Annotated in this window: 25 protein-coding genes; 14 read left to right on the top strand and 11 right to left on the bottom strand. The window is 61.5% G+C overall.

Annotated features, from left to right (window positions below):
• The first annotated feature begins 15 nt into the window (after positions 1–15).
• Positions 16–522, top strand: coding sequence for a DedA family protein (locus tag B2G88_RS11865; RefSeq protein WP_087714856.1), 507 nt, complete (start codon positions 16–18; stop codon positions 520–522).
• A 17-nt stretch (positions 523–539) separates the two neighbouring features.
• Here B2G88_RS11865 and B2G88_RS11860 read toward each other — a convergent pair whose 3' ends face one another.
• A complete protein-coding gene (locus tag B2G88_RS11860) occupies positions 540–1,892 on the bottom strand; it encodes a sulfatase family protein (protein ID WP_087714855.1) in 1,353 nt (450 codons plus the stop codon).
• Positions 1,893–2,054: 162 nt separating this feature from the next.
• Between B2G88_RS11860 and B2G88_RS11855 the strand changes: the two genes are divergently transcribed.
• Entirely contained in the window at positions 2,055–3,545 is a 1,491-nt protein-coding gene (locus B2G88_RS11855; protein WP_087714854.1) for a sulfatase, read from the top strand.
• Between the two features lie 82 nt (positions 3,546–3,627).
• Positions 3,628–5,238, top strand: coding sequence for a hypothetical protein (locus B2G88_RS11850; RefSeq protein WP_087714853.1), 1,611 nt, complete (start codon positions 3,628–3,630; stop codon positions 5,236–5,238).
• Positions 5,239–5,279: 41 nt separating this feature from the next.
• Here the strand turns inward: B2G88_RS11850 and B2G88_RS11845 are convergent, their stop codons facing one another.
• On the bottom strand, positions 5,280–5,855 hold the full coding sequence (locus B2G88_RS11845; RefSeq protein WP_140408845.1) for a hypothetical protein: 576 nt from the start codon (positions 5,853–5,855) through the stop codon (positions 5,280–5,282).
• A 151-nt stretch (positions 5,856–6,006) separates the two neighbouring features.
• Between B2G88_RS11845 and B2G88_RS11840 the strand changes: the two genes are divergently transcribed.
• Together B2G88_RS11840 and B2G88_RS11835 are read left to right on the top strand one after the other, a co-directional pair.
• Positions 6,007–6,798 (top strand): HpcH/HpaI aldolase family protein, encoded by a 792-nt coding sequence (locus tag B2G88_RS11840; RefSeq protein WP_087714851.1) that lies wholly within the window; start codon positions 6,007–6,009, stop codon positions 6,796–6,798.
• 128 nt (positions 6,799–6,926) lie between these two features.
• Positions 6,927–7,241, top strand: coding sequence for a YbjQ family protein (locus B2G88_RS11835; RefSeq protein WP_054862651.1), 315 nt, complete (start codon positions 6,927–6,929; stop codon positions 7,239–7,241).
• Positions 7,242–7,298: 57 nt separating this feature from the next.
• Here the strand turns inward: B2G88_RS11835 and B2G88_RS11830 are convergent, their stop codons facing one another.
• Positions 7,299–7,700 carry a DCC1-like thiol-disulfide oxidoreductase family protein gene (locus tag B2G88_RS11830; RefSeq protein ID WP_054862652.1) on the bottom strand — a complete coding sequence of 134 codons (402 nt, stop codon included), beginning with the start codon at positions 7,698–7,700 and terminating at the stop codon, positions 7,299–7,301.
• Between the two features lie 99 nt (positions 7,701–7,799).
• On the opposite strand from B2G88_RS11830, the gene B2G88_RS11825 reads away from it, so the two are divergent.
• Positions 7,800–9,041 carry a hypothetical protein gene (locus tag B2G88_RS11825; protein ID WP_087714850.1) on the top strand — a complete coding sequence of 414 codons (1,242 nt, stop codon included), beginning with the start codon at positions 7,800–7,802 and terminating at the stop codon, positions 9,039–9,041.
• A 423-nt stretch (positions 9,042–9,464) separates the two neighbouring features.
• Here the strand turns inward: B2G88_RS11825 and B2G88_RS11820 are convergent, their stop codons facing one another.
• The 6 genes from B2G88_RS11820 to B2G88_RS11795 form a co-directional block, all read right to left on the bottom strand.
• Positions 9,465–10,691, bottom strand: coding sequence for an orc1/cdc6 family replication initiation protein (locus B2G88_RS11820; RefSeq protein ID WP_087714849.1), 1,227 nt, complete (start codon positions 10,689–10,691; stop codon positions 9,465–9,467).
• 362 nt (positions 10,692–11,053) lie between these two features.
• Complete coding sequence (gnd, locus tag B2G88_RS11815; protein WP_087714848.1) at positions 11,054–11,953, bottom strand: phosphogluconate dehydrogenase (NAD(+)-dependent, decarboxylating); 900 nt, start codon at positions 11,951–11,953, stop codon at positions 11,054–11,056.
• 133 nt (positions 11,954–12,086) lie between these two features.
• Positions 12,087–12,524 (bottom strand): hypothetical protein, encoded by a 438-nt coding sequence (locus tag B2G88_RS11810; protein WP_054862653.1) that lies wholly within the window; start codon positions 12,522–12,524, stop codon positions 12,087–12,089.
• Positions 12,525–12,778: 254 nt separating this feature from the next.
• Positions 12,779–13,243 carry a hypothetical protein gene (locus B2G88_RS11805; RefSeq protein WP_054862654.1) on the bottom strand — a complete coding sequence of 155 codons (465 nt, stop codon included), beginning with the start codon at positions 13,241–13,243 and terminating at the stop codon, positions 12,779–12,781.
• 75 nt (positions 13,244–13,318) lie between these two features.
• The gene (locus tag B2G88_RS11800; RefSeq protein ID WP_087714847.1) at positions 13,319–13,879 is read right to left on the bottom strand and encodes a hypothetical protein; all 561 of its coding nucleotides are present in this window, start codon (positions 13,877–13,879) and stop codon (positions 13,319–13,321) included.
• Positions 13,880–13,958: 79 nt separating this feature from the next.
• Entirely contained in the window at positions 13,959–14,441 is a 483-nt protein-coding gene (locus B2G88_RS11795) for a deoxyuridine 5'-triphosphate nucleotidohydrolase (RefSeq protein WP_087714968.1), read from the bottom strand.
• Between B2G88_RS11795 and B2G88_RS19595 the strand changes: the two genes are divergently transcribed.
• The 4 genes from B2G88_RS19595 (at position 14,440) to B2G88_RS11780 (ending at position 18,848) form a co-directional block, all read left to right on the top strand.
• Positions 14,440–14,598 (top strand): hypothetical protein, encoded by a 159-nt coding sequence (locus B2G88_RS19595; protein WP_176393225.1) that lies wholly within the window; start codon positions 14,440–14,442, stop codon positions 14,596–14,598. The genes B2G88_RS11795 and B2G88_RS19595 overlap by 2 nt on opposite strands.
• 128 nt (positions 14,599–14,726) lie before the next feature.
• On the top strand, positions 14,727–16,700 hold the full coding sequence (locus B2G88_RS11790; protein ID WP_087714846.1) for an aconitate hydratase: 1,974 nt from the start codon (positions 14,727–14,729) through the stop codon (positions 16,698–16,700).
• Positions 16,701–16,797: 97 nt separating this feature from the next.
• Positions 16,798–17,859, top strand: coding sequence for a M20/M25/M40 family metallo-hydrolase (locus B2G88_RS11785; protein ID WP_054862655.1), 1,062 nt, complete (start codon positions 16,798–16,800; stop codon positions 17,857–17,859).
• Between the two features lie 74 nt (positions 17,860–17,933).
• The gene (locus B2G88_RS11780) at positions 17,934–18,848 is read left to right on the top strand and encodes a TIGR03571 family LLM class oxidoreductase (RefSeq protein ID WP_054862656.1); all 915 of its coding nucleotides are present in this window, start codon (positions 17,934–17,936) and stop codon (positions 18,846–18,848) included.
• Between the two features lie 158 nt (positions 18,849–19,006).
• On the opposite strand, the gene B2G88_RS11775 is transcribed toward B2G88_RS11780, so the two are convergent.
• Positions 19,007–20,140 carry a hypothetical protein gene (locus B2G88_RS11775; protein ID WP_087714845.1) on the bottom strand — a complete coding sequence of 378 codons (1,134 nt, stop codon included), beginning with the start codon at positions 20,138–20,140 and terminating at the stop codon, positions 19,007–19,009.
• Positions 20,141–20,290: 150 nt separating this feature from the next.
• Positions 20,291–20,947 (bottom strand): DUF7344 domain-containing protein, encoded by a 657-nt coding sequence (locus B2G88_RS11770; protein WP_054862658.1) that lies wholly within the window; start codon positions 20,945–20,947, stop codon positions 20,291–20,293.
• 413 nt (positions 20,948–21,360) lie between these two features.
• On the opposite strand from B2G88_RS11770, the gene B2G88_RS11765 reads away from it, so the two are divergent.
• From B2G88_RS11765 to B2G88_RS11750, 4 genes are all read left to right on the top strand, one after another.
• On the top strand, positions 21,361–21,993 hold the full coding sequence (locus B2G88_RS11765; protein ID WP_245835364.1) for a DUF1102 domain-containing protein: 633 nt from the start codon (positions 21,361–21,363) through the stop codon (positions 21,991–21,993).
• A gap of 15 nt (positions 21,994–22,008) precedes the next feature.
• A complete protein-coding gene (locus B2G88_RS11760) occupies positions 22,009–22,770 on the top strand; it encodes a hypothetical protein (RefSeq protein ID WP_245835362.1) in 762 nt (253 codons plus the stop codon).
• A gap of 330 nt (positions 22,771–23,100) precedes the next feature.
• Positions 23,101–24,273 carry a signal peptidase I gene (locus tag B2G88_RS11755; RefSeq protein ID WP_087714844.1) on the top strand — a complete coding sequence of 391 codons (1,173 nt, stop codon included), beginning with the start codon at positions 23,101–23,103 and terminating at the stop codon, positions 24,271–24,273.
• A 1-nt stretch (position 24,274) separates the two neighbouring features.
• Positions 24,275–25,969, top strand: coding sequence for a DUF5305 domain-containing protein (locus tag B2G88_RS11750; protein WP_054862659.1), 1,695 nt, complete (start codon positions 24,275–24,277; stop codon positions 25,967–25,969).
• The last annotated feature ends 44 nt before the right edge of the window (positions 25,970–26,013 follow it).

Here is a 26,013-nt window from a genome sequence, read left to right as displayed (position 1 = left end):
CTGCTACTGCTAATAATGTTCAGCTCGCTTACTGATATTGGCTTCTCGCTGCTGGTCACGTTCGACTTGCCAGCGTTATTTGTCCTGTTCATCCTGAAGGGAGCAATTATCGGGAAGCCGTTTCCAACGTCGGTCTTTCTCCCCGGCTATATCGCGGTTTCGCCCTCCGGGGAGTCAATCTGGCTCGTCATCCTCGTCGCTTCGGTCGGCTACGTTGGCGGCCAGTTGCTCATTTATTGGCTGGCTGCAACCCGCGGCGTCGACGTGATCCACGCGATTCCGCGCGTCTCGATCAGCGAGGAGAAACTCGAGCAGGCAAATGACGTGTTCAAACGCTACAGCGGGGCGGGCATTTTCGTGACGAATCTCCTCCCCTACGTCGGGAGTTTCGTGATGATTCCGGCTGGCATCGCGCGTTACTCGATTCGACGGGCGACAGTCTATGCGTTTACCTCGACGCTGTTGAACTACGTGGTGGTCGTCTGGATCGTCCTCGAATCAGCAGAGTTTCTGTTGCCGTAGCACATCGGTAGCCGGCCTCACTCTTCGTTTCGCAGCCGAATCTCGTCCCAGTCGCCGGGCAGAACTGGTCCCTCGAGCAGCGGATCGTCCGTCGTCTCCATCCACTCGAGCAACTCGTCTCGAAGTCGGTCGCGCGCAGTCTCGGCTGCCGAATCGTCGAGGTCGCCGTCTGCAAGCAGGTTCTCCTTCTCGAGTGGATCCGCCTCGAGATCGTACAGTTCCTCGTAGGGTCGTTGCTCGCCGTAGCTCGTTTTTCGCACCTCGCTGCCGGCGGCGCTGCAGAAGATGTCTCGCGTGAGATAGACATCGGGCAGGTGCCAGAAGTTGCGGACGTACTTCCAGCGGTCCGTTCGAATCGCCCGCATCGGATTGTATCGGTCGTGCCAGGTCATGCCGGCGAAGATCCGTTCTCGAAAGTCCTCGTCGTCGTCGTCCTCGAGAAGCGGGAGGAAACTCTGACCGGCCAGGTCTGTGTCGGGCTGGGGCGCGCCGGCGACCTCGAGCAGCGTTGTGAACACGTCGACGTTGCTCACGAGGTCGTCGACAACGCCTGGCTCGACGGTTCCGGGACGAGACCAAAGCAAGACGCCGCCGATGCCCTGATCCGAGCAACAGCCCTTCGCCCGCGGCATCGCGAGCCCGTGCTCGGTCGTAAAGACGACCAGCGTGTCTTTGGTCAATCCGGCCGACTCGAGTGCGTCGGTCACGGTGCCGACGCCGTCGTCAATCGCGTCGAGCATGCCGTGTATCTCGGCGATATCGGACCGTATCCCGGGTTCATCGGGCAGGAACTCGAGTGGTTCGACCTCCTCGGGGGCGGGCGCGCCGTAGCGCTCGCCCTCGAAGCCGAAGTCGCCGTTTTCCTCGACGCGGTGGGCTTCGAAGAAGCCGACGGAGGCGAAGAACGGATCATCGTGGTCGCCATCCTCGAGCATCGCGGCGAACTCGTCGGCAACGTCTCGCGCGCGGGCAGACTCGTGGACGGACGGCGGTGCGTCGGCCGTCAGCGGCTCTTCAGAATGACTCTCGTCGTAGCCGAGCCGGTTGGGATACTCGGTGATGTGTTGCAGCCCGAAGAGGTGGGTCTCGTAGCCCGCCTCACGCAGCAGCTCCGGGAGCACCTGCTCCTCGTCGTGGAGTTCCCAGTTGCCGTGTGCGAGTCCTAGCATGCCGTTTTGATGGGGGTGACGCCCCGTCATCAGACTCGAGCGACTCGGCGAACACTGCGGTGCGGTCACGAAGTGGCGGTCGAATCGAACGCCGCTGTCGGCAAGGGCATCGACCTGCGGTGTTTCGACTGCGCTGTCGTAACAGCCCAGATATTTGCCGAGGTCGTGGCAGTGGACCAGGACGATGTTCGGGTTGTCCATGGGGTGTCTTCGCGTGACACTCGAGTAAGCGTTAGGACTGATACGGCAAGTAGAGTATCCAGATGGGAGAAATAAGGGATTCTGTGAATGCAGGCATGTAATATGGCCCCGGCATATTCGGGGCTGATGACCTTCCCTCGGAGCGGCGGAGGTACTGTCGTTATGGCCGAGTCTAACGGACGTGAATCACCCTCACATTCGACTGTTCGGAACGTCGTTCTCGTCGTTCTCGATACTGCGCGGGCGAAAAGTGTCGGGCCGGAAACGACGCCCACGCTCACTTCTCTCGCAACGGCGGGGACCACCTTCGAAAACGCCTTCGCGACCGCGCCGTGGACGCTCCCCTCTCATGCCTCGATGTTTACCGGACTCTATCCGTCCGACCATGGAACCCACGGCGACAGCTTCTCGCTGAACCCCGAGCTTCGAACGCTCCCCGAGGCGTTCGCCGCCAACGGCTACCAGACACTCGGCATTTCGAACAACACCTGGATCACCGAGGAGTTCGGCTTCCACCGCGGCTTTGAGGACCTCCGAAAGGGCTGGCAGTACGTCCAGTCCGACGCCGACATGGGCGCGGTCGTCCGCGGCGAAGACCTCCGTGAGAAACTCGAGGCGACCCGAACACATCTGTTCGACGGCAATCCACTCGTCAACGCGGCCAACATCCTCTACAGCGAACTGTTCCAGCCGGCGGGCGACGATGGCTCGGATCGGGCCACATCCTGGATTGACTCTTGGCTCCAGACTCGAGCCGACGAGCGTCCCTTTTTTCTGTTCTGTAACTTCATCGAACCGCACGTCACGTACGATCCGCCACGCGAGTACGCCGAACAGTTCCTGCCCCAGGACGCGAGCTACGAGGACGCAACGGCGATCAGGCAGGACCCACGCGCCTACGACTGTGCAGATTACGATCTCTCAGAGCAAGAGTTCGCCATGCTTCGTGGGCTCTACCGGGCCGAACTCGCCTACGTCGACGACCAGCTCGCGGCGCTCCGGTCGGCGCTCGAGGAAGCGGGCGAGTGGGAGGACACCCTGTTCGTCGTCTGTGGCGACCACGGCGAACACATCGGCGAACACGGCTTTTTCGGCCACCAGTACAACCTCTATGACACGCTGACCAACGTCCCGCTCGTCCTCCACGGCGGGCCGTTCACTGATGGCGGCCACCGCCGTGACCTCGTGCAACTGCTCGACCTTCCCGCGACGCTGCTCGAGACGGTAGGAATCGACGATCCGGCTTTGGGCACCCAGCAGGTGGGCCAGTCGCTACACCCCGACTCGGACGCCGATCCGCGCGAGGCCGTCTTCTCGGAGTACGTCGCGCCACAGCCCTCTATCGACCGCCTCGAGGCTCGCTTCGGTGAGATTCCGGACCGCGTCCGCGAGTACGACCGGCGGTTGCGCGCCGTTCGCACCCACGAGTACAAGTACGTCTGCGGCGACGATGGGTTCGAGCGCCTGCACCACCTCGAGACCGATCCGATGGAACGGACGGACGTAAGCGAGGCCGAACCGGCACAGGTCCAAGCGATGCGCGACCGACTCGAGGAGCGATTCGAGCCGTTCGGAACGTCCGAAGCAACGACAGCGGAGACGCCAATGCGCGATGGAACGAAAGAGCGGCTGGCGGATCTGGGCTATCTTTAGGCTGGCGTCGCGGTCGCCTGCACCAGCCTTTTGATCGCGTATCCGGTAGCACAGCCGATTCCCGCACACTCGAGAGGTGGCTATGGCTACGAACACCGACCCGGACGACAGCGGCTTCGTGCCGTTTTTCCGCCAGTATACGAAGACGTGGATCCACACCGTCTCGACGGTCGGATTGACCGCGTTCGGGATGTTGACGTTCGTCAACAACTGGTTTGCCCTTCTCGCGCTCGCGACGTACGTCCTCCCGCCGATAGTACTCTACTGGCGGAAATTGCGCCGTCACGAGCGCGACGCCGTCTCATCAGCACCGTCCGAGTCGGCGACACAGGACCCTGCTGTCGCACCCACTGACGCAGATGCTATCGATGTCGGCCCGAAAGACGGTGATACCGCCCCGTCGAGAAGCGACGTCGAAAGCGAATCGGCGTCTCAGCCAGACCCAGGATCCACGCCCGCGCCCGAAGCCGAGTCCCCATCGGAACTCGAGCCAGCAGTCGAATCCGAAGCCGAGGCTGAAACCGACTCCGAAGCGGGACCCACAGACGAAGCCGACGTCGACCCCGCAGCCACTCGAGCGGAGGAGTCTGCCGATCAGAGCGCCCGCAAGACCGCCGCTGGACACGCTGTGAGCACAGGCGGTGAGACGCCTGCCAATCAGAGCGACAGGGCTGCAGATCACGGCGACGGGGAAACTCGAGCACAGCCGCAACCAACCCAGGGGGATCGCGAGCACGACGGCAACGATACTGGTCTGCAAAACGACGACACGGACGACGAGCGCAGCGGCTGGCACGCCGTCGACGTGCCGGATGGGACTGCTGAGTCGACACTGCTCGACGGTGTCGTCGCCGGAGCGCAGGCCAGCTACGCGGTCGGTACTGACGGCCTCGTCCTCGCGGATACCGGCGACGGGTGGACCACTGTTCTCGAGGATGGCCCAGCCGCACAGGCCAACACGCTTCACGGCGTCGACGCGACGAGCGATGGCGACGCCGTCTGGGTCGCCGGCGACAACGGCGCGCTCGGCCGCCTCGAGACTGGGAGCGCCCGTCACACGGATTACACGGCCCTCGCAGGTCAGACCGACAATCTCGCCGACATCGCCGTCGGCGGCCCAGCGGGTGCGGAAACCGTTCTGCTGATCAACGGCTCCGGCGAGGTGCTTCGCGGTCAGTATGACAACGGCGCACTCGAGTGGGACGACCCCGTGACACCGGGCAGCGGCTCGAGTCTGGCGGCTGTGGCAGTCGTCGAGTCTGGAGACGACCTGGTCGGCTACTGCTGTGACACCAACGACGGCGTCTTTGAGACTCTCGACGGCGGCCGGTCATTCGACCGTATCGGGCTCGAGGGAGCCGACGGAACGCTCGCGGCCATCGCGACGGCAGGACAGGGCGATTGTCTCATTGGGGCCGACGATGGCGTCGTCCACCGCTACGACGGCCCGGAGACGTGGACTCCAGAGCGCGTTGGTGAGGCGGGTATCTCGGGACTCGTTCGCCGCAGCGATGGGGGACGAACACTCGTCTGTTCCGCTGCTGGAGACGTCTACGAGCGTAGCGGGGACGCAAGCGACTGGGAGCGTGTCGAGCTCGAGACCTCGCGTTCGCTGCACGCGATTTCACTCGGAAGCGACCGAGCGGTTGCCGTCGGCGAGGAGGGACTCATTCTCGAGTCTCTGTCGCCGTGACCCTGCGGATCGTTTGGTCCCGACGCGGCGGCGTTTCGGTTCTAGTGGAGTGAGTCGGTCTGGCCGCTCGAGTCACTCGAGTCTGCGTTCGTACTGGTCGCTGACGGCGAATGACTGCCTGTTACCGCCGGATCGTCGCCATCGGGCGTTGTCTGCTGGAAGTGCGCAATCGCTGCGCCAGCGAGCGCCCCGATTGTCACGAGGAGAGAAATGGAGACGACCACCGATGCGAGCGGGACGAGTGCAACGACGATTTCGACGCCACTATTGCTGGTCAGTACCGGCCTGATGAGCAGCGCCGAACTGATGAGCAACACACCGACCGAACTGCCGACAGCGACGGCTCCGACGAACGCCCGGTACACTCGTGGGATCTCGAGTCGGTTGCCGGCGAAATAGCCACTCCCGACTGCCACGCCGACGGTAACGAGCGGGGCGACGATCCCGACAACGCCGTTGTAGACGACGAGGCTCTGGCCGGTTGTTCCGACCGATGGAAGCATCCCATCAAATCCGTCTTGTGCCGCGTTCTCGAGGAGCAGCGATGGCCCGTGTTGCAGCCCGAACCCGAGACTCCCGATGAGTGCCGCAATGACGCCGAGACGCTTGCTGTTCATACGTGTCTCCATCACATGATGGCACAAAAACATATGCGCTCGGGACACCGTTCAGAAACAGCCCCCTGCCCAGAACAAGACGGACTCGCGTTCACAGAGACGGTGCATACGCCGCTGGAAGATTTATCACCAGTCGCGATGCCCGTCGTCTATGCCGACACACTCACCGCGGGAAAACGATCTCCGGCACACTCTTGAGTCAGACGACGTTGCACTCGGGATCCTCGAGAACACGTACTCGCCGATGCTCGTCGAGTTCTACGGCGAACTCGGGCTGGACTTCGTCTGGATCGACTTAGAGCACGCCGGTCCGAGCCCGTTCGATGGCGAGCGACTCGAGGCGTTGCTGCGGGCTGCAGACGTTTCCGGAACGGAACTGCTCGTTCGACTGCCCGAACCCGATCCCGGGATGGTTCGGAAGGCGCTGGACGCGGGGGCGCGGAACCTGTTCGTCTCGCGTATCGAGTCGGCTGCGGAGGTTCGGCAGGCCGTTCAGGCATCGCGATTCACCTACGACGGCGAACCGGGGACCCGCGGCTTTGCCAGTCCGCGCGCGAGTCGCTGGGGACTGGCTGAGGAATACGCCGCGAGCGAGGATGAGGAAATCGTCCTCGGGGTGACGATAGAGAATCCGACGGCCGTCTCGAATCTCGAGGAGATTCTCGCGGTTCCCGACCTTGGCTTCGTCTTCGCTGGCCCGCTGGATCTCGCCGTCTCGACGGGCAATCCCGGCGAGCCGACACACGAGGCCGTCGAGTCACACGTCGAGACGATCCGCGAGCGGGCGCTCGAGGCCGACGTGCCACTTGGCGGACTCGGCTTCGGAATGGACGATGTCAACGAGAAGGCCGAGGCGGGCTACGGGATGCTCAATATCGGGAGCACAACCGGCGCGTTACAGGGAACGGTCCAGTCGTGGCTCGAGGAGTACAGCGGACCGTAGTGAGGGGTTGATCGAGGAAACTGGGTCTGTACTCTCGAGCGGCTCGTTGGACCGGCATCCTCGAGCACTGATTTCTCACCCAGAAACTGCGCGGAACGCCTATGCGGGCAGCGCGTGCTGTATTTGCCATGTACATCGCAAACACCGAAACTGTCCCGGACGGCGAAATCGTCGAGGTGCTTGGTATCGCCCGCGGCAACACCGTCGAAGCCAAAAACGTCGGGAAGGACATCACGCAGGGCATTCGAAACGTCTTCGGCGGCGAACTCACGGCCTACTCCGATCTGCTCTCGAAAGCCCGCGACGAAGCTGTGATGCGCATGGAAGAAGACGCCGAGCGACTGGGCGCAGACGCCGTCGTCAACGTCCGCCTCGAGACCTCACAGATCACCGATGGGGGCTCCGAAGTGATGGCCTACGGGACTGCCGTTCGGCTCCGGTAGTATCTGCAACACTGTGTGTCGGTCGTCGGGGCTGACTCGAGCGGGCTGGCAGGGGATTCACCGATCTGATTCGGATTCGGACTCTCGGCGCACGGGCGGGGTCTTCGACATGACCTGGCCCCACTTGTCTCGGTTGTCTGCAACCCAGCGGTAGCCGGTTTCACGCAGTCGTTCGTAGTCTTCGAAGTTTCGGAAGAAGTCGACCGAGTTGCGGATCGGCCCGTGGTCATCGACACGAGCGATAGCCTCCTCGATAGAGCGGCCACAGGAGTAGACCTCGTCGTCGGTCACGAGATGCGAACAGGCCTCGTAGTGTTCCGGCAGGCGCTCGCGCAACTCGGGAGAGAGTTCGGAGAAGCCGACGAGTTGGATCGACGAGCGGGCATCGACGTACTCGGCCCACCACGTACAGAAGCCACAGTCGTCGTCGAAGACGAGTACCGTATCGGTGTCGCTCATAGGTGTCGTACGTGGTCGAGATACAAACGTTTGGTCTCGAGCAGGCTGACTCTCTTGCGTGCCGGAACATTATTGGCCGAGCTCGGCCATTCCAGTTCCATGAGCAGCGCGGCCCGGCCGCTGTCGGAACCACAGGTGTTGGCTCACACCAAGCGACGGCTCTTTCCGGACGACAGCGAGCCGTCGTCGTACGTCGTCGCCGATACGCAGTTCTCACAGGACGAATGGCGTCCCGGCCAGCCAATTGAGCCTGCTGTTCGGGATTGCCTCGCGCCGTTTAACCACGTCGAGATCGGCGGTGGCTTTCCCGACCTCGTCGGCGTCTCACCACTCGAGTCCGAATTACTCGCGGTCGAACGCGTCGGGGACGAGTCACCGCTGGTCGCCATCGAGGCGAAAGGGGTGACGAGCGCTGGCGTTGATACGGAACGGGGGATTGTTCAAGCCTATGACCGACTTCACGAAGCCAACGCAGCCTACGTTGCCGCCCCGTCGGAAGCAATCTCCGAAACCGACCGAACGCTCGCACGCGAACTCAACGTCGGCGTTCTGGGTGTCGATTTGGATGGGGAGGTTGCCGTTCTCGAGCCGGCCCGCGTTGTTGGGAACCGTACTTCGAGCGAGGCGACGGCGCTGCGGTTTCAGGCCGGTGCACAGGGTGTTGCGGACAAATCCTTCGGACTGAACCATCCGAAGAACTATCTGGGCTATCCGCTGGCACACTACGCGGATGGCGACACCGCCGAACTCCTGTCGGCGTACAAGGTCGTCGGCGCGGTCGACGACGCCCGACAGGGAGCGGCGTTTCTTGGCTTGATTGAGGACGGCCCGCGCGTCGAACTCACCTCCCTCGGCGCGGAGGTGGTCCGCTTTGGAAAGAGCCGCTACGGGTCTGTCGAGGCCGCCCTCGAGGCGTTCGAAGACTGGTATCGCTCCCGAAAGCGGTTCATCGATCTCGCGCCCGCGTGGGGACAGCTCGCTCGTCGGGTCGTCTTCGCATACCCGGCGACGGAGTGGCTCGTCACGGAACTCCAGACGATGCACGACGACTGGCAGCCCGAGCCGTCGCTCGTTGATCTCGTGGTGCACCTCCATACAGTCCAACCGACGCTGGCGGTCGAGTTGTTCATCCGCGGGACCGACGATGCTCGCCGTCGAGTCCTTACTGAGAACGGAGAGCTTCGACGTGAAGCGCTCGAGGACGGATCGGTCTATCACTCACCGACCGTCTTCCAGTTGAAGGCAATGTTGTACCATACGGGAATCCTGACCGAGCGCGGGGCGGAGCCACACCGACTCGAGCCGACTGCGGACGTGTGGGCGTTGCGAGACCCGCTCTAGGACTGTGTTCGATTTCGTTTGGTGAGTCTGCCTCGAGTCGGATGCGTTGTGAGACAAAACACCGAATTCGTCCAGACCACACCACCGTTTCATGTGAACTGTTCACGGGACACCACCTCTGCATGTGAAGTTCCCACACCACCATTGCACGTGAATGCACCTGGTCGTCGTCGGTGGAGCTTTGTGTGGTTCTGACGATCACAGGTGCCTGCTCGATACCTGTCCCACACCACTCTTGCAAGTGAATATGGCTGCGAGCGTGGTGGTAACGCTTGTCTGTTCACTCGAAATAGTGGTGTGGTGATACGTGACGGACTGTGAGATGTCTCGAGTGAGAGTACTCGCGTTCTCATACTACTGGACAACAGTCAGTACAGAGTTTCGACCCCCGTTTGGTCGAAACTCTACCACTGTCCGGCAGTATCAAGCCACGCCGTTCATCCGGGCGATTTCTCGGATCGTCTCGATTTCGTCGTCGAGATAGAGCACGTCGGCCATCGCGTCGACCGCACTCGAGAACGGCACGTCGAGTTCGTAGCTGTAGTAGTTCCCGCGAGAGCCGCTGCGATTCTCTTTCGCCGAGAGGATGCCGAGCATCCGGAGATCCGAGAGGTGATTATGAACCGACCGCTGGGCGAGCGAGTCCGTTCCCGAGGATTTACAGAGCGTCTCGTACTCCTGATACAGTTCCCGTGTTCGGCAGGGTGTCGACTCTTTGGCGGCTTTCGAGACGACGGCGAGCAAGGCGAGTCGCCCGTGCGTCGTCAACTCGCGCATGCCCTCTTCGACGCGTTCTTGCTCGAGTTTCGAGCGCGCCTGATCGACGTGTGTCTCCGCGATGACCTCCTCGTCGTTGTTCTCTGCGACCTCGCCGGCGAGCCGCAGCAAGTCGAGGGCCTGTCGCGCACTCCCGCTGTCTCGAGCGGCGAGTGCTGCACAGAGATTCAGGACGCCGCTGTCGTAACTGCCGTCAGCGATTGCGACGGTTGCCCGCGACTCGAGGATGTTCGTGAGTTCGGAGGCTTCGTACGGTGGAAACTGCAGTTCGCGTTCACAGAGCGTATCTTGGACCCGCGGATCGAGTTGTTCGCGGAATTTGAAGTCGTTACTGATTCCGATGAGCCCGACTTTTGCCGACTCGAGGTAGCCGTTCGAGCGAGCGCGGGGGAGTTCGTACAGGAGTGCGTCACGGTCACCGATTGAGTCGATTTCGTCGAGGACGATGACAACCGTTCCGCCCAGGGCCTCGAGTTCGCTGTAGAGTTTTTTGAAAACAGTCTGTTGGGGGTAGCCGGTCGTGCTGATCTCTGCGCCGTCGGGGCGAAGCGTGTTGACGAGTTCGATTGCGACCTGATAGGAGGAGTTCAGGGTTTTGCAGTTGACGCTAAGGACGGAGAGATCGATGTCGTCGTACTCGGTGGCGTCTTCCTGGAGCACATCAAGCAGGTAGTCGGTGACGGCGGTCTTTCCGACACCGGTGTTGCCGTAGAGAAAGACGTTGTTCGGCTCCCAGCCGTCGATGATCGGTTGAAGCGCGTCCATGTACGCCTCGATCTCTTCGTCCCGTTCTTCGATCCGTTCCGGTTGGTACGACTCCCCCAGCGCATCCTTGTTTCGGAAGATATTCTGCTTCCGCTCGAACCGCGGCATATCTCTACCAAGAGAGATATACTATTTAAAACCATGTTTTCATCTGATACAAGTGAACTCAGACACACCACTCTTTCATGTGAACCTGTTTGTGAGAACGGACTAGTGAATAACAGTGCAGAATTTCATCTAAAGCGCTGACAAATCTCTCGAAGGGGCCAAACACACAATCTCTGTCTACAGGCCGTTTGCCGACCCGTTCATCTACTTCCGCAGTTCCTCGATGAATTCCTCAACGCTCTCAGTCCTGACCCCCTCCCCCTCTCCTTGCTGCTTCACTTGCAACAGTGGTGTCTCTCACCCAGTGGTGACACGTACTCGAGGGAGAACAGTGAGCAAAACGAGACAGTGAGACAGTTCGGCTACTCGCGTCGTGGAACTTCGTGGCGACCGAAGCCGTACCGCAGCCGGTTCGCCAGCCGCCGCGAGAACCGTCCGTCGTCCGCTCGAGAGCCGAATCGCTCAGACAACGCCGTGTAGATGAGCGGCAGAGGAACCTCTTGCTCGAGAGCTTCCTGAACCGTCCAGGTGCCGGTCGAGCCGCCTTCGATCCGGTCTGCGACATCGCCCAGATCCGAGCCCTCCTCACGGAACGCTTCCTCGCAGAGTTCGAGGAGCCACGAGCGAATTACCGCACCGTTGTTCCAGACTGAGGCGACGTTCTCGAGGTCGAGATCGTAGCGGCCCTCGTGGAGGAGTTCGAAGCCTTCGCCGTAGGTCTGCATCAGGGCGTACTCGACGCCGTTGTGGATCATCTTCACGTAGTGGCCCGAGCCTGCGGGACCCATACGCTCGTGGCCGTCCGGTCCAGTCGCGACGACGTCGAAGACGGGGACACACTCCTCGTAGGCCCACTCGGGACCGCCGACCATGAGCGAGAAGCCAAACTCCGCACTCGCCGGACCGCCGGACGTGCCACAGTCGAGATACGCCGCGGGGCAGGCCTCCGCTCGTCGCACGGAGTCCTCGAAGTAGGAGTTTCCGCCGTCGATGACCACGTCGTCGCTGTCGAGGTGCGGCTCGAGTTCCTCGAGTGTGACGTCGACTGCCTTGCCTGCGGGGACCATTAGCCAGATGCGCTTTTCGTCGCCGAGGCGCTCGAGGAGGTCCTCGAGTGAGTCTGCGGCCGTCGCGCCGGCATCAGCCGCAGTCGCAACGGCTTCTGCATCGAGGTCGAAGGCAACGACGTCGTGGCCTGCCTCGAGAGTTCGGTCGACGACGATCTGTCCCATCCGTCCGAGTCCGATTACGCCCAGTTGCATACGACCCCCTCTGCGGGGCTGGGAGGTAGTGGTTGTGATTCACCGTGGCGGAGAACGGTTGGCTGTGTGCGGGTGAAAGAGAAGGTTCGTCCGCTCGAGGGCGAGAGCGAAATCGACAGAGCGCGACTGGCAGTTACTGCAGTGGCTCCTGCAGATGCGCCCAGCCAATCGCATCGAGTACGACGACCTGGTCACGATACCGAACATAGACGCCGTTGTACTCCGTCCCACTGCCGTCGTAGTACGGCAGCGAACTGCGAACGGCATCGACGACCGACCAGGCACCCTCGCGCTCGAGGGTGACGTGTTCCCACTCCTCTCGAGCGTCGTTTCTGATCGCACGTTTGAGCGCGCGGCGTGCGCCCGGAATGTCGTCGAGTCGCTGGGAGGAGGCCTCGACGACGGTTGCGCCACTGGGGACGTCGTGTGACTCGATGATTCGTGCGCCGAGGTCTGCTTTCGAGTGCGCGGCGGTCGGCTGTGAGTGCTCGGACCGAAGTACGTAGCCCGCGGCGGCGGCCGTGCCAACTGCGAGCAACGAGAGTGCAACGTCTTTTCCCCTGAGCATCATGGGAGTACGTTACAGTAACCCATTAAGTATCTTTCGCAAGAATGTCCGGTTTCTATGGCTGGGTGACAACTATGTGGAAGATCACTTCGTAACTCGAGAACCTCACTCACGTCAGAGTAGTTGACCTATGAGGCCTGTACCTGCTGGACTGACACGGTGACAGTATGGCTCATGCTCGTTTTCGCTGCCAAAACAACGTAGAACCGACACGAGTACTATTCCAGTCACCTCGAGCGTCGTTCGGGTCGATTCGGCTACACCACTGCCGCGAGATTCGTCGTAATCGCTCCGGCAACGACGAGTAGTGCAATTGCGACGACGGCTGCCAGACGGTACAGTCCCAGCGCGTTCGCCGCCGGTTCGCGCAATTTCTTTCCATTGAGGCCCGACTCGAAGCGCTTGGCTCCGACTTCGACGAGTGCGGCGAGGACGAGCCAGAGAACGACCATCAGGATAACGAGTTGGCCGTTCGTCGTCTCGACGAGCCGTTCAGTCGTGTATCTCGTCCCAGCGAGGTGGCCGCCGGAGAGTAACAACACGAGCGCACTCACGCGCGAAATCATCGTTAGTTTTCCAGATATAACCTCGAGCGGTTTCGTCGAGTTGAACTCGCCGTCACGGGCGAGTGGCAGGACGACAAATGCGACGTAAAAGACGCTGCCGGCCCAGATCGCGGCAAACACCAGGTGTGTTGTCTGCGCGAGGAACGTATCGACCATACGAGTGTCTCGGACACTGATGGTATCAGCGTTCCGACTCGCGTCTGTATGTGTCCCTGCGATTGAGGGGTCCAGCTACTCGAGCCAGTCCCACTCGCCGGTCCAGTCGACGACGCGGCGTCGAACCAGCGCGTAGCCCACGGAGATGGCAACGCCACCGAGGACGAGCGCAGTAAGCCAGCCGTCGAAGACCACCAGTGCGGGAACCGCGAGCGCAACCGCCAGCGCGGCGTCTTCGGGCGCGCCGTCGTAGCGAATCCAGCGCCGGGGGCGAATCCAGCGTCCGTGGACGTGATCGTACACCGCGCGCTCGGTCCGACCGTTCCACGGGTCCATCTCTGGTCCGCCGCCGAGTGCGTCGCTTGCGGCGTGGAGCCAGGCTCCGACAGCGAACGCCGCCACGCCGGCGGTGAGACTCGAGGGTGCAATCGCGGCGACTGCAACGGCCAGCGCGGCGGCTGCGAGACCGAGAATCGGGAAGTGAAAGGTGCGCCGATGCTCGAGTGGCAAGTCGAAGTCGGGCGCGAGTCCGCCAAGGAGCGCGCCGACAGCGAGCGGCGTTGCCAACTCGGGGGCGGCGTAGGCGACCGGCGCGACGACGGCAAGGGCAGCGAAAACGTGTGTCGTCGCCATCATGGCCGATCACCAGTCATACCAGTCCATTCGGGCCGAAGGGCAAAAACTCGAGTGCTCGCCCTTGGGGTCACCGGCCACCTTACTCGAGATTCTCGCCCTGATAGCTGCCGTCGTAGACGTCGTCGTGGCTCGCTTCAGCGAATACGATCTGGGCGATTCGCGCGCCGCGTTCGATCTGGATGTCGTGATGAACCTGGAGGAGGCCCTCGCCGCGGCCCTCGTAGCCGGCGTCCCAGACGGCGGTGTTCAGCATACACGAGTTGCGCATCAGCGACGAGCGCGGGTAGACAAAGCCGACGTGGCCCTCCGGAATCTCGATGCGCTCGCCGTAGCGAGCGACGTAGGCACCTTTCGGGAGGTAGTACGTATCTGGGTCTTTCTTCTCGAGTTCCTCGAGTGGGCGGGCAACGCGCTCACCGATGTCTTTGCCGTCGCGGTCGATGCGCCCTGGCTCGAGTTGTTCGAAGACGATATCAAGGGTCAAATCGACCCCATTGGGTTGGACTTGCTCGTCGCTCGTCGGGGAGATGTGGTCCGCGACGAACGCACCGGAACGGAACATGTCCGTAGCCGACGGGATGGATGCTAAAAAAGCGTGTTCGTTCGTCCCTGTGGTCACGCTCGAGGCGTCCCGCCTGTTGTTTCCCTCGATTCCGACGGCAGCAGCGATCATACATCAATCATACAACTGTCCACTCGAGTCTGTTCTCGAGACATAAAATTGGATGAATGTCCACCTCTGGGGCGCGTAACGCGCAGACAATCCCGCCGCGGACGGGTTTGACACGGTCAATCCTCATAGTAACACGCTGGATTTATCACGCCGGAAAGCGCATTTCTGGGTGCTATGGGACAGACTCTCACCGAAAAGGTACTTGACGACCACCTCGTCGAGGGCGAACTCGAAACTGGCGAGGAAATCGGGATCGAGATCGACCAGGTCCTGACTCAGGACACGACTGGGACGATGGTTTGGCTTCAGTTCGAAGCGATGGGACTGGACGAAGTCCAGACTGAGATCGCAGCCCAGTACTGCGACCACCAGACGTATCAATTCGACTTTAAAAACACCGACGACCACCGTTTCCTGCGTTCTGCAGCCGGTACCTACGGGGCACATTTCTCTCGCCCCGGCAACGGTATCTGTCACAACGTTCACCGCGAAAACTTCGCCGCGCCCGGCAAGACGCTGCTCGGCTCGGACAGTCACACGCCAACCCCCGGCGGAATCGGCGAACTCGCCATCGGCTCCGGCGGCATCGACGTCACCGTCGCCATGGGCGGCGCACCGTACTATATTGAGATGCCAGAGATCGTCAGCGTCCGTCTCGAGGGCGAACTCCCCGAGTGGGCCACCGCGAAGGACGTCATCTTGGAGCTGCTGCGACGCCTGAGCGTCAAGGGCGGCGTCGGCAAGATTCTCGAGTACACCGGCCCCGGCGTCGAGTCGCTCACCGCACCTGAGCGGATGACGATCACCAACATGGGAACCGAACTCGGCGCGACGACGTCGATCTTCCCAACCGACCACCAGACCGAAGATTACCTCGAGCGTGTCGGTCGCGGCGACGAGTACGTCGAGCTCCAGCCCGACGACGACGCCGAGTACGACGACGAGATCGTCGTCGACCTCTCGGACCTCGAGCCACTGATTGCACAGCCGTCGATGCCGGACAAGGTCGTTCCCGTCAGCGAAGTCGAAGGCGAATCCGTCGAGCAGGTCATCGTCGGCTCCTGTACGAACGGCGGCTACGAGGACATCCTCCCCGTTGCCAAGATGCTCGAGGGTCGCGAGACTTCGATGGAGACCGAGACGATTGTTGCGCCCGGTTCCAAGCAGGCCTCCGAGATGCTCGCCCGTGAGGGCTGGGTCGCGGAGATGATGGCCGCTGGCGTCAACTTCTCTGAGGCGACGTGCGGTGCCTGTATCGGCATCGGTCACGTTCCGGCTTCGGACTCCGTTTCGCTGCGAACCTTCAACCGTAACTTCGAGGGTCGATCCGGGATCGAAGACGACAACGTCTACCTCTGCTCGCCAGAGGTCGCCGCCGCGGCGTCGCTCAAGGGCGAAATCATCGATCCACGAAATCTGGCAGACGAAGTCGGCGACCTCGAGGCGCCCGGCGTCGAGCTTCCTGACGAGTACGACGGCTCGAAGACGGACCTCATCACGCCTGAGGAGGCCGTCGACGACGAACTCATCAAGGGGCCGAACATCGGCGACGTACCGCTGAAAGACCAACTTGGCACCGATATCGAGGGCGACGCGCTCCTCAAGATGACGGACAACATCACGACCGACCACATCATCCCTGCGACGCAGGACATCCTGATGTACCGGTCGAACATCGACAAACTCTCCGAGTTCACCCTCTCGCGCGTCGACGACACCTTCGCCGAGCGCGCGGCCAACGCCGACGGCGGCTTCCTCGTCGCTGGCGAGAACTACGGACAGGGCTCCTCTCGAGAGCACGCCGCGATGTGTCCGATGTATCTCGGCATCGAGGGCGTCCTCGCACAGAGTTTCGCTCGGATCCACCGCGCGAACCTCTTTAACTTCGGTATCGTCCCGCTGACGATTGACGAAGACACCTACGACGACATCGATCAGGGCGACGAGATCGAAATCGTCGACGACGTCTACGAGGCCGTCACCTCCGGGCAGGAGGAGTTCACGGTCGAAGTCAACGGTGAGGAGTACACCGCAACCCTCGACGCCTCCGAGCGCGAACGCGACATCCTCGCCGCCGGTGGCAAACTCGCCTGGACGAAAGCACAGGCCGAAGAGAGCGGCTCCGGTGCGGCGCCGGCTGACGACTGATCGGCGCTTCCGAACCGACTCGATTTTTTGCACTGACAGTCAGCTACTGCTGTTTTGAACCGTCACGTATTCGACACGCTGTCCGCAAGGATGGACCATGAACGCTTCGTCACGTGACTTCCTCGTCGAACTGCTCGAGACGCCCTCGCCATCAGGGTACGAAACTCGCGGTCAGCGCGTCTGGCTGGACTACGTCGACCAGTTCGCGGACGACGTGCGGACGGACGCGTACGGGAACGCCATCGCCGTCCACGAGGGCGATCCCGACGCACCCGAGGTCGTCCTGACGGGACATGCCGATGAAATCGGCTTTATCGTCCGCTCTATCGATGACGACGGCTTCGTTCGACCGGGCCGCATCGGCGGCAGCGACCCGTCGGTCTCGCAGGGCCAACACGTCACGATTCACGCCGCAGACGGCCCCGTCGAGGGGGTCGTCGGACAGACCGCGATCCACCTTCGTGACGAGAGCGACGACGACCCAGAGATCTCAGACCTCTGGATCGACATCGGCGCCGAAAGTGAGACTGAAGCGAGCGAGCGCCTCGAGATCGGTGACCCCATCACGTTCTCATCGACGGTTTCGTGGCTCTCGGAGACGCGCTTGGCCGCCCGCGGACTCGACAATCGAGTCGGGACGTGGGCCGCTGCCGAGGGCTTTCGAAATGCGGTCGAGAACGATACCGAGGCGACCGTCTACGCCGTCTCAACCGTTCAGGAGGAGGTCGGCCGCGAGGGTGCGAAGATGGTCGGGTTCGATCTCGAGCCGGATGCCGTCGTGGTCGTCGACGTCGGGCACGCAGTCGACTATCCCTCCGCACCGAGTGAGAAGACGAGTCAGATGGAACTCGGCGGTGGACCGGCGCTCGGCCGCGGCAGTTCGAATCATCCCGTGCTCTTCGAGGCATTGCGTTCGGTCGCCGCCGACCGCGAGATCGATGTGCAACTCGAGGCGCTCGGTCTCGGGACGGGCACGGATGCAGATGGCTTCTTCACTGCAGCGGGTGGGATCCCATCGCAGGTCGTCTCCGTTCCGAACCGGTACATGCACACCCCCGTCGAGGTGATCGACACCGACGACCTCGAGGACGTGGCGACACTGCTTGGCGGGTTCGCGAATCGCGCCAGCGAGTTCGCGCCGTTCGCCGTCGATATCTGAGTGATGTCCGACGACTCATAAACGGCGCGAACCGGTAGCGACATTCGTTGCGAGGCGGTAACTCGAGCGAATCCATGTCTCACGAAAACCCTGGCTACCGGCTACTCTTCGAGACCGAGGAGATGACCTTCGGCGCGAGCTTTCCGCTGACGGGGACGAATCGCTCCACGCCCGATATCAGCGACGAACTCCACCTCGCGAAACACGCCGAGGCGGTCGGCTTCGATGGCCTGTGGGCTCGAGACGTGCCGACCTACTGGCCGAAATTCGGCGATGCGGGCCAGACGTTCGATACGTGGCCGTGGCTCTCTCACGTCGCCGCGCACACGGACGAGATCGCACTCGGTACAGCGAGCATCGTCCTCACGCTCCGGCATCCGATCCACGTCACGAAGTCGGCGGCGACCGTCGACCAACTCTCCGACGGGCGACTCGTCCTCGGCGTGGCCTCGGGCGACCGGGACCCCGAGTTTCCTGCCTTCGGCCTCGAGAAAGCCACTCGCGGCGATGCCTTTCGGGAACGCTTCGAGGCGATTCGAACGCTTTGGCGAGAGGATGCGCCCGCACTCGAGGGCGAGTGGGGCTCGCTAAACGGCGACCTCTCGGTCGTGCCAGAGCCGACGACGGAGACGATTCCGATGCTGCCGACGGGGAACGCTCGCCAGTCCCGCGAGTGGATCGCCGAGCACGGCGACGGCTGGCTCTTCTATCACCTTCCGGAGCGGACGCTCGAGGACTACCTCTTCGAGTGGCGCGAAAAAGCGGGCGCAAAGCCCTACGCGATGGCGGTTCGCGTCGAACTGGACGACGATCCCGAGGCACAGCCGGAACAGCTCCATCTCGGCTATCGCGCCGGCGTGGAGTGGTTCCGAGACTACTTCCGCCGACTCGCAGACTACGGCGTCGATCACGTCATCGTCGGACTCGGCAACGACGATAGCGAAGCGGCGCTCTCGCAGTTCGCAGACGAGATTATCGACTCGGTCTGATACTGTCGGACAAAAGTCAGTAACGATTTTCGACCACCCGTTCGGTCGGAAATCTGTGACTCGTTTTGTCCGGCAGTATGAAAGAACACGGCTCAGTCCGAGCGCGCAACTGCTTCGAGGTCGACTTCAGACGGAAATAGAGTGGGTTGATGGCCTGCTCAACGGGTGCCGACTGCGCCATCGGGGTCGACCGGCACCTCGATCACTTCTACTGACTGTGACTCCGACCTCGAGGAACTATCGGATTCAAGTTCGATACTGAAACCCGGTGACGCGCCAGCCGAAGTGGCTGCAGCCCTGGTGTCTCCGTCTGTCTCGGATACCGCACGTGATCGATTCGCTGCTCGAGAGTGTGATGGCGGCTGGACTGTGTCGTCCGACTGTGAGGCGTGTGCTGGCTTCGACCCAGCGTTTTTGGGTCGTGGCTCCCCGTTCGACCCTGCGGGTGCGTTTGGGCTGTGCGTAACGTCAACTCCGGACGCGGTGTACACCTCGGCATCCTCGAGTAGTGTGCGACTCGCGTTGTCCGACTGGGCCGAAGCGGCGTCGGAGTTGGAATTAGGCTTGCTGTCGACATCGGTCACTGCCGGGAACGAGACGTGGAACGTCGGGAACGGGGTGGTCGAGGTCTGGAAAAGTGTCACCGACTGGCCGTCAGCGCAGTCGATCCACTCGATAGCCAGGGTCGGGTCCGTCTCGCCTGCTCGTTTTCTAACAACAACGAGCCCACCAAGCTGGGGACACAGATCAAGGACCGCACAGACGTCTGAGATGACTGTCAACGACCGCTTCGCATCGATCTGCGTTGTTGCTCCTTCGGCTTGGACTGTCAGTGTGGTCGTGAGCGACTCGAGATCTGTTAACTGCTGCTCCGCTACTCTCTGGTCGACCGCAAGCGAGAGCGTGTCACCGGGTGATACCGCAGATTCTGTAAATTCCGACCCGTAATCGGTGTCGATTGCACCCGCTGCATCCAGGCTCACGAACCTGAGTCGGTCGTCTGTGAGTGTGAGTGTCACGGCGATCTGTTCGGTGACCTGATTGGCGACAGCGAACGAGACGGGTGGATATCGTCCGGTATTGGCGGTGTCCTCGAAGAGCACGCCGTTTGTCTCGATGCCGTCCGCAGTCGCATCGTCGTCGACCAGGCCAAGATACGCGGCTTCATCGCCGGTCACGTCAACCGTGACCTCTCGCTCGAGTTGGCCACTCGAGTAGCCAAGCGTATCGATGGCAAGCAGTCCACTCGATCCCGCAAACAGTGCCAGTGCGGCTCGTCTCGTTTGTTTCATACGTTTCTGTGGGTGGTGGTCGCATTCGTTTCGTCTCGAGCGCAGTCGAACCCGACCCCCTGTTCGAGTTCGACTGTACTCGAGCGGCCGAACGTCCCGGACGGGTATCCGAACCCGACGGCACGGGCGACCTGTGCAGTGTGTCCCATTTTACTGGGTTCGACCGGGGCTGTTCGACTCGTGGTACTCGAGTTCGATGTCGGATGCCGGGGGATCGCCGGCGATGCCGAGTCGGTTGCGACGGGCGTAGTAGCGATGAGCAATCGCGGAGACGCCAAACGTGACGATGAGGAAGACGCCCCAGGCGGACGATGGCAGCGCCGCGAACGGCCCGATGTCAAGCGTCGACGCTGCGACCACGAGGCCGGCGATGGCTGTCAAGCCCAGATAGTAGTCACTCCAGGGAATCTCACGGCCTCGGACAACGTCCATGTAAATCTCGATATTCTCGAGTGCGGGCGTGGGTTCGACCGTCCCGCGATCCTGATCGAAGTCGATGACCCCTGCTTTGTCCATCTTCGGGAGGTGGGACTGGTGAAGCGCGGTGTAGACTCGCTTCCGGTCGCTGCTCGAAACTTCCTGCAGGTCGACTTCGTCTTCGCAGGCGGCAATTTCCTGCGAGAGACTTCCAATATCGAGGCGACAATCCGCTCGCATGAGTTCGTGGAGGATATACCGCCGTCGTCGGTTAGACAGTAGTTCGAAGAGTTCGTCTTCGGTCAACGTCTCGCTCGAGAGTGTGTTACCCTCCTGATTCGGGTCGGGTGTATCAGTGCCCCCAGTTGGCTCTGCATGAGTTGCCCCCATAGAGAATACATTTCAATCCGACACCAAAATAGTTTGTATACAAATACTTACCTGCCGGGAAATAGGTCACGACCGGGGTGGAAAATAGTATTTACTTTTCGAGTAAAAAATACTCGTCCGAGGAGAGAGATCCGAGCACAGTATTGATCGGTTACTACCGGCAATCCATGCTGGTTCTGGCCGGGATTGACGCCAGTCAAGTGGTTCGATACTGGTTTTGGGTGTCGATATCCACTGGTTGACCGCGAGTCAATGCCGGCTGTACCTCTGATTTTCCATCCGCCTGCCAGTTGCTGTCGAGTCAACTGCTCGTGTACTCGTGTCTCGACTCGGTCTGTCTCCTGTTGAGTTTGGGTCAATACTTATTGGAATTAACTCCACGTCTGTATTACAATAACCCATACAACCCACCGATGAACTGTGATCCCCGTCGACGGGATCAGCGACGAGACGACGTGCGAATCGACGTGTCGTCGCTCGCGAAAGACAATACGGAGCATCCAATCATGGAACGACGCAAATTCGTCATCGGACTGGGAGCATTGGCATCTGGAACTGCGGCTGCGGTCGGTACCGGCGCATTCTCGAGCGTGACTGCGACTCGAGATATCGACGTTGAGGTTGCCGACGACTCGAGTGCGTACCTGGGACTCCGAGGTGCCGGTGGGGCGAACTCGGATTACGTTACCGAGGACGGCACTGATGAGACGCTCACGATTGACCTCAGCTCGAGCAATGACGATGTTGCAGGTGGGGGTGAGGGTGTGAACCCGAACGCGGTCACGCAGATCGACGACCTGTTCGAAATCTCGAACCAGGGGGCACAGGAGGTTTCAGTCTCTCTCACCAAAGACGGCGACAACGCCGACCTCGTCTCGTTCTACTCGGCGAACGAAGCCTACGACGGCGATTCGCTCAGCGGTGACGGTGTGACGCTCGGTACTGGGGAGACCACGACGGTCTCGCTCGAGATCGACACGAGAGATGCAGATGTCGGCGACGGCGACGAGTTGCTCGATACGGTAACCTTCAACGCGGACGCGTAACTGGAGTGACTGATAATGGATAGACGCAAATTCGTCCTAAGTGTTGGCGCGCTCGCCGGTGGGGGGAGTCTCGCGCTCGGAACCGGCGCGTTCAGCAGCGTCGAGGCTGAGCGAGACGTCGGTGTGACGGTTGCCGACGACGCCAGTGCGTACCTCGGCATTCAGCCCGGGGACGGGCCTAACGGTGACTACGTCGACACGACGGACAACGACGCGCTCGCGGTCAACCTCACTGGGAGCAACGACAACCTCGTCGGTGAGGGAATCAACACGAACGCGGTGACGACGATTGCCGACGTGTTCCAGATCCGAAATCAGGGGACACAGGAGATCGACGGCGCGGTGTCACCACTCGCGTTCGGCGATATCGACGCCGATCTGTTCCCGCCGAACCTCGATGGGGCACTCGCCGTGTTACTGGTTCCACAGAACGCGGACCGACTCGGCGTCGAGATCGACTGGGGAGTCATCTGGCCTGGCATTCCGTATCCGGAGGATATCTCGCTCATCGGGATCAGGGGTCTGAGCCCGGGCGATTCGCTCCGGTTCGGTCTGGTCGCGGTGGCGCTTCCAAGCAGCGCGGTCGGCAGTGTCGAGGTCAACGACGAGTTTGTCGTGACGGGCGATGCTGATGGATACGACTCTGACTCGGCGTGGAGTGGATCGCTCTCGCTCAGTAGCTACGAAAACATGGCAAACATCGAGTTCGATCTGACTGGCCAAGACCTGACCGAGGACACGATCAATCAGGCACTGCAGGACCTGGGTGACTCGTAACCTCGAGCGAGTCGGTTCACCGCCGAATTTCACTGTCGCTGTCTCCGGTATCGCTGTATAATGTGTGGCCTTGTACATCATCGCTGACACCATAACCCGACTTTTCTGCTACCAACTATGTATCCAATTCAGCGTCGAGCGCTCTGTTGTCGGTGGCTGAACAGGAGAGTGGTGGTGATCGGAACGCGCCAGAGGCCTCGCTGACATGCCGTCTCGAATCGTGCGGGCTGTGCTGTATCCGACAGTCCAGCATACAAATTTCAGTAACGAGTAGATATCCTCTTCCCAAATATACAAATAATTCAATTATAATATGCTAGCTAGGAAAGAATGATTCGTCGGGGGATAGCGTGGGGAGTACAGGGAACTGTCCTTGTCGTACTCGGGGCGTTGATCGTCGGACAGCTTCTCGGACAGCCGGTGTTGCTCGGGTTTGTCGAAACTGGAAGCATGGAACCGACTATCGAAACGGGTGATGGGTTCGTCGCGGTGCCAAGTGACCTGACTGGCGACCCGGAACCGGGTGATGTCGTCGTGTTCGATGCCGAGGAACTCGAGGGCGGGGGGTTGACCACACACCGAATCGTCGAGGAGACCGAGCAGGGGTACGTGACACGCGGTGACGCGAACCCATTTACTGATCAGGATAGCGACGAGCCACCCGTCCAAGACGGCCAAATCGTCGCGAGCGCGTGGCAAGTGAACGATGGTGTCGTGACGATTCCACACCTCGGAACCGCCATCATGACGCTCGGCGAGACGCTCGAGCGTGGACAGACCTGGCTTGCAACCACAGTCGGCGTGCAGGCGTTTCTCGGGTCGACGGGGCTGGCGTATCTCCTCCTCGTCCTTTCGGGTGGTCTGTACGCCCTCGAGACGGTTCGAGAACGCCGGCAGACGACTCGACGGTCGTCGGCTGCGGACGATGGCGATGATGCACTCGATCCGCAACTCCTGGCCGGCGGGTTTGCGTTGCTGGTCGTCGTCGCAGCGACGGCGGCGATGGTGGCTCCCGCGGGCACTCAGTCGTACGATCTCATCAGCGCGGAGTTCGAATCCGAGCAGCCACAGATCATCGAACAGGGGACAACCGATGAGATCGTGCATACGATTCCCAACGGTGGCTACGTCCCCGTCGTCTCCTACGTCGAATCCGGCAGTGAGCCGATACGCGCTGAGTCAGGCCCGACGGCGGTCGACGCACGGGCGACCGAGACTGTCTCACTCTCGGTCACGGCACCGGACGAGACCGGCTACTATCCGATCTACGTCACTGAATATCGCTATCTGCACGTGCTCCCGGTGTCGGTTATCGACGCACTCTACGACGTTCATCCGTGGCTTCCCTGGCTCACGATTCTCTCACTGCTCGGCGGCGGATTCTATGGCGTGAGCCGACTGCTGTTGGGGACGGGCGATCAGCGAGCGAAGCGACAGGCTGTTCGACAGCGCGGTGGCGACGGTTGCGGCCGACTGCGGGCGCTTATTCGGAGGTGGTACTAACGTGAACTCGAGACTCGAGACAGACGGCGATTCGACCGGCAAACGGAGACCCGACGAGCAACAACTGGAGCGACGACTCCGTCTCCGCAAGTTGTTTGTAGCGTATCGGAGACACCTGCTCGTCGCTTTTGTGCTGGTGATCCTCCTCGGTGGCTGGCTGAGTTACACCGCCTACGCTGCTCCGGCGACTGAAACCGATGAACAACTCGAGCACCGCTGGACGGCTACAGGCGGATTCTCTCACGAGGCGACAGTCGCGGAGTCAACATCGCTCTACGATGCTGGGGACGTCCTCGAGGACCAACCGCTGTACTACACGTCGATCACACCGGAACTCGAGGGTGAGTTCGTCGGTGGCTATCACGCGGAGACGGGAGATGACGTTGAAGTAACTCTCGAGGTTGATCTCTACTACCGCTCAGTCGACGCCAGCGAGGAGACAGTCTACTGGAGTGAGCGAGAGTCCCTTGCTGCGACCAGCGAAACGGGCGTCGAACCCGGCGAACTGGTCGCGGCGCCGTTTACGCTCAACGTATCAGCGCTCGATGACCGAATCGACGACATCGAGTCGGAACTTGGGGCGAGTCCCGGCGAGACCAAACGCGGACTCGAGGTAACTCGGGAGGTGACCGGGATGATCGACGGCGAACACCGGACGGCAAGCGACCAGTACCAGATCCCGATCACCGACGCTGGATCGGCGTACGACATCGACGATGCGGAGTCGTACGACGAACCCGACGAGACCACCGAGATGGTCACCGTTCCCGCCTCTGAGGGGGACAATCGCTCCACGCTCGGACTCGTCTTCGTGGCACTCGGACTGCTCGGCGCCGTCGGCACCTGGATTGGCGATTCGCGCGTCCAAAAACCGACACCAGATGAAAACGAGTGGCTTACATACCGCTCAGATCGGGCCGAGTTCGAGGATATGATCACGGCCGCTGAACTGCCGCCGTCAGCGCTCGAGGGTGAGCACGCGTACGTCGAGTCGCTCGCGGCGCTCACAGCGCTTGGAATCGACAGTGGCGAACCAGTCAGGTTCGATCAGCGGTCGGGTCAGTATGTCGTCACCCACGACGGCCTGTGCTACATCTTTGAACCACCGGTGTTGACATCTGACTCGGCAGATGAGCCGCTACGCGGGGACGATCCGACGGACGGAATTGTCATCTATGATTCTCCGTCCACGATGGCCCACGACGAGGATGAAGCCGACGGATTGGACGATTCGACTGATTCGGATGCGTCAGCTGACCGATTCACAATGGACCCAATCGAGTCAGGGTCGGCGTCAGCTGAGTCGAGCGCTGCTGACAGTGCGATGGCCGACTCGAGAGCCTCCACCGACGCCGAGGAAACGGCCGAAACCGAGCACACGGACGCAAACGCAGCGGCCGACGTTGATGCGGTCCTCGAGATTCATACCACCAACCCGTCGATTGCCAATCTCGTTTCGGAGCGCACGAACGCGCTCGACGACCGTCCAGCCGTGCTGACGGCCGAGGAGATCGAATCGATGGAGTCCGGATCCGAGGCGGTCACGAGCCCCACAGCGAGCACCGACTATGCTGCGGAACTCGATGCACTCGCCTTCGACGTTCTCGATGAGGTTCTCGAGGAACCTCACCGGGTGACTGACGATAGCGACGCTGCTGCGGTGGCGTCGGATACAAACGCATCTACTCAGGAGTAACGACTGCGACCGCCACGACTCGAGTGTCAGTCACGCTGTCTCGG

The sequence above is a fragment of the Natronolimnobius baerhuensis genome, from assembly GCF_002177135.1.
Classification (GTDB): domain Archaea; phylum Halobacteriota; class Halobacteria; order Halobacteriales; family Natrialbaceae; genus Natronolimnobius; species Natronolimnobius baerhuensis.
Note: the sequence above shows the minus strand (reverse complement) of the source record. Positions and strands in the feature narration are given on the sequence as shown.

Excerpts from the sequence above, each read along its gene's own strand:
- B2G88_RS11865 (WP_087714856.1), top strand. The coding sequence starts at position 16 with ATGTTCAGCTCGCTTACTGATATTGGCTTCTCGCTGCTGGTCACGTTC.
- B2G88_RS11860 (WP_087714855.1), bottom strand. The coding sequence starts at position 1,892 with ATGGACAACCCGAACATCGTCCTGGTCCACTGCCACGACCTCGGCAAA.
- B2G88_RS11855 (WP_087714854.1), top strand. The coding sequence starts at position 2,055 with ATGGCCGAGTCTAACGGACGTGAATCACCCTCACATTCGACTGTTCGG.
- B2G88_RS11850 (WP_087714853.1), top strand. The coding sequence starts at position 3,628 with ATGGCTACGAACACCGACCCGGACGACAGCGGCTTCGTGCCGTTTTTC.
- B2G88_RS11845 (WP_140408845.1), bottom strand. The coding sequence starts at position 5,855 with ATGAACAGCAAGCGTCTCGGCGTCATTGCGGCACTCATCGGGAGTCTC.
- B2G88_RS11840 (WP_087714851.1), top strand. The coding sequence starts at position 6,007 with ATGCCGACACACTCACCGCGGGAAAACGATCTCCGGCACACTCTTGAG.
- B2G88_RS11835 (WP_054862651.1), top strand. The coding sequence starts at position 6,927 with ATGTACATCGCAAACACCGAAACTGTCCCGGACGGCGAAATCGTCGAG.
- B2G88_RS11830 (WP_054862652.1), bottom strand. The coding sequence starts at position 7,700 with ATGAGCGACACCGATACGGTACTCGTCTTCGACGACGACTGTGGCTTC.
- B2G88_RS11825 (WP_087714850.1), top strand. The coding sequence starts at position 7,800 with ATGAGCAGCGCGGCCCGGCCGCTGTCGGAACCACAGGTGTTGGCTCAC.
- B2G88_RS11820 (WP_087714849.1), bottom strand. The coding sequence starts at position 10,691 with ATGCCGCGGTTCGAGCGGAAGCAGAATATCTTCCGAAACAAGGATGCG.
- gnd (WP_087714848.1), bottom strand. The coding sequence starts at position 11,953 with ATGCAACTGGGCGTAATCGGACTCGGACGGATGGGACAGATCGTCGTC.
- B2G88_RS11810 (WP_054862653.1), bottom strand. The coding sequence starts at position 12,524 with ATGATGCTCAGGGGAAAAGACGTTGCACTCTCGTTGCTCGCAGTTGGC.
- B2G88_RS11805 (WP_054862654.1), bottom strand. The coding sequence starts at position 13,243 with ATGGTCGATACGTTCCTCGCGCAGACAACACACCTGGTGTTTGCCGCG.
- B2G88_RS11800 (WP_087714847.1), bottom strand. The coding sequence starts at position 13,879 with ATGATGGCGACGACACACGTTTTCGCTGCCCTTGCCGTCGTCGCGCCG.
- B2G88_RS19595 (WP_176393225.1), top strand. The coding sequence starts at position 14,440 with ATGTCCGTAGCCGACGGGATGGATGCTAAAAAAGCGTGTTCGTTCGTC.
- B2G88_RS11795 (WP_087714968.1), bottom strand. The coding sequence starts at position 14,441 with ATGTTCCGTTCCGGTGCGTTCGTCGCGGACCACATCTCCCCGACGAGC.
- B2G88_RS11790 (WP_087714846.1), top strand. The coding sequence starts at position 14,727 with ATGGGACAGACTCTCACCGAAAAGGTACTTGACGACCACCTCGTCGAG.
- B2G88_RS11785 (WP_054862655.1), top strand. The coding sequence starts at position 16,798 with ATGAACGCTTCGTCACGTGACTTCCTCGTCGAACTGCTCGAGACGCCC.
- B2G88_RS11780 (WP_054862656.1), top strand. The coding sequence starts at position 17,934 with ATGTCTCACGAAAACCCTGGCTACCGGCTACTCTTCGAGACCGAGGAG.
- B2G88_RS11775 (WP_087714845.1), bottom strand. The coding sequence starts at position 20,140 with ATGAAACAAACGAGACGAGCCGCACTGGCACTGTTTGCGGGATCGAGT.
- B2G88_RS11770 (WP_054862658.1), bottom strand. The coding sequence starts at position 20,947 with ATGGGGGCAACTCATGCAGAGCCAACTGGGGGCACTGATACACCCGAC.
- B2G88_RS11765 (WP_245835364.1), top strand. The coding sequence starts at position 21,361 with ATGAACTGTGATCCCCGTCGACGGGATCAGCGACGAGACGACGTGCGA.
- B2G88_RS11760 (WP_245835362.1), top strand. The coding sequence starts at position 22,009 with ATGGATAGACGCAAATTCGTCCTAAGTGTTGGCGCGCTCGCCGGTGGG.
- B2G88_RS11755 (WP_087714844.1), top strand. The coding sequence starts at position 23,101 with ATGATTCGTCGGGGGATAGCGTGGGGAGTACAGGGAACTGTCCTTGTC.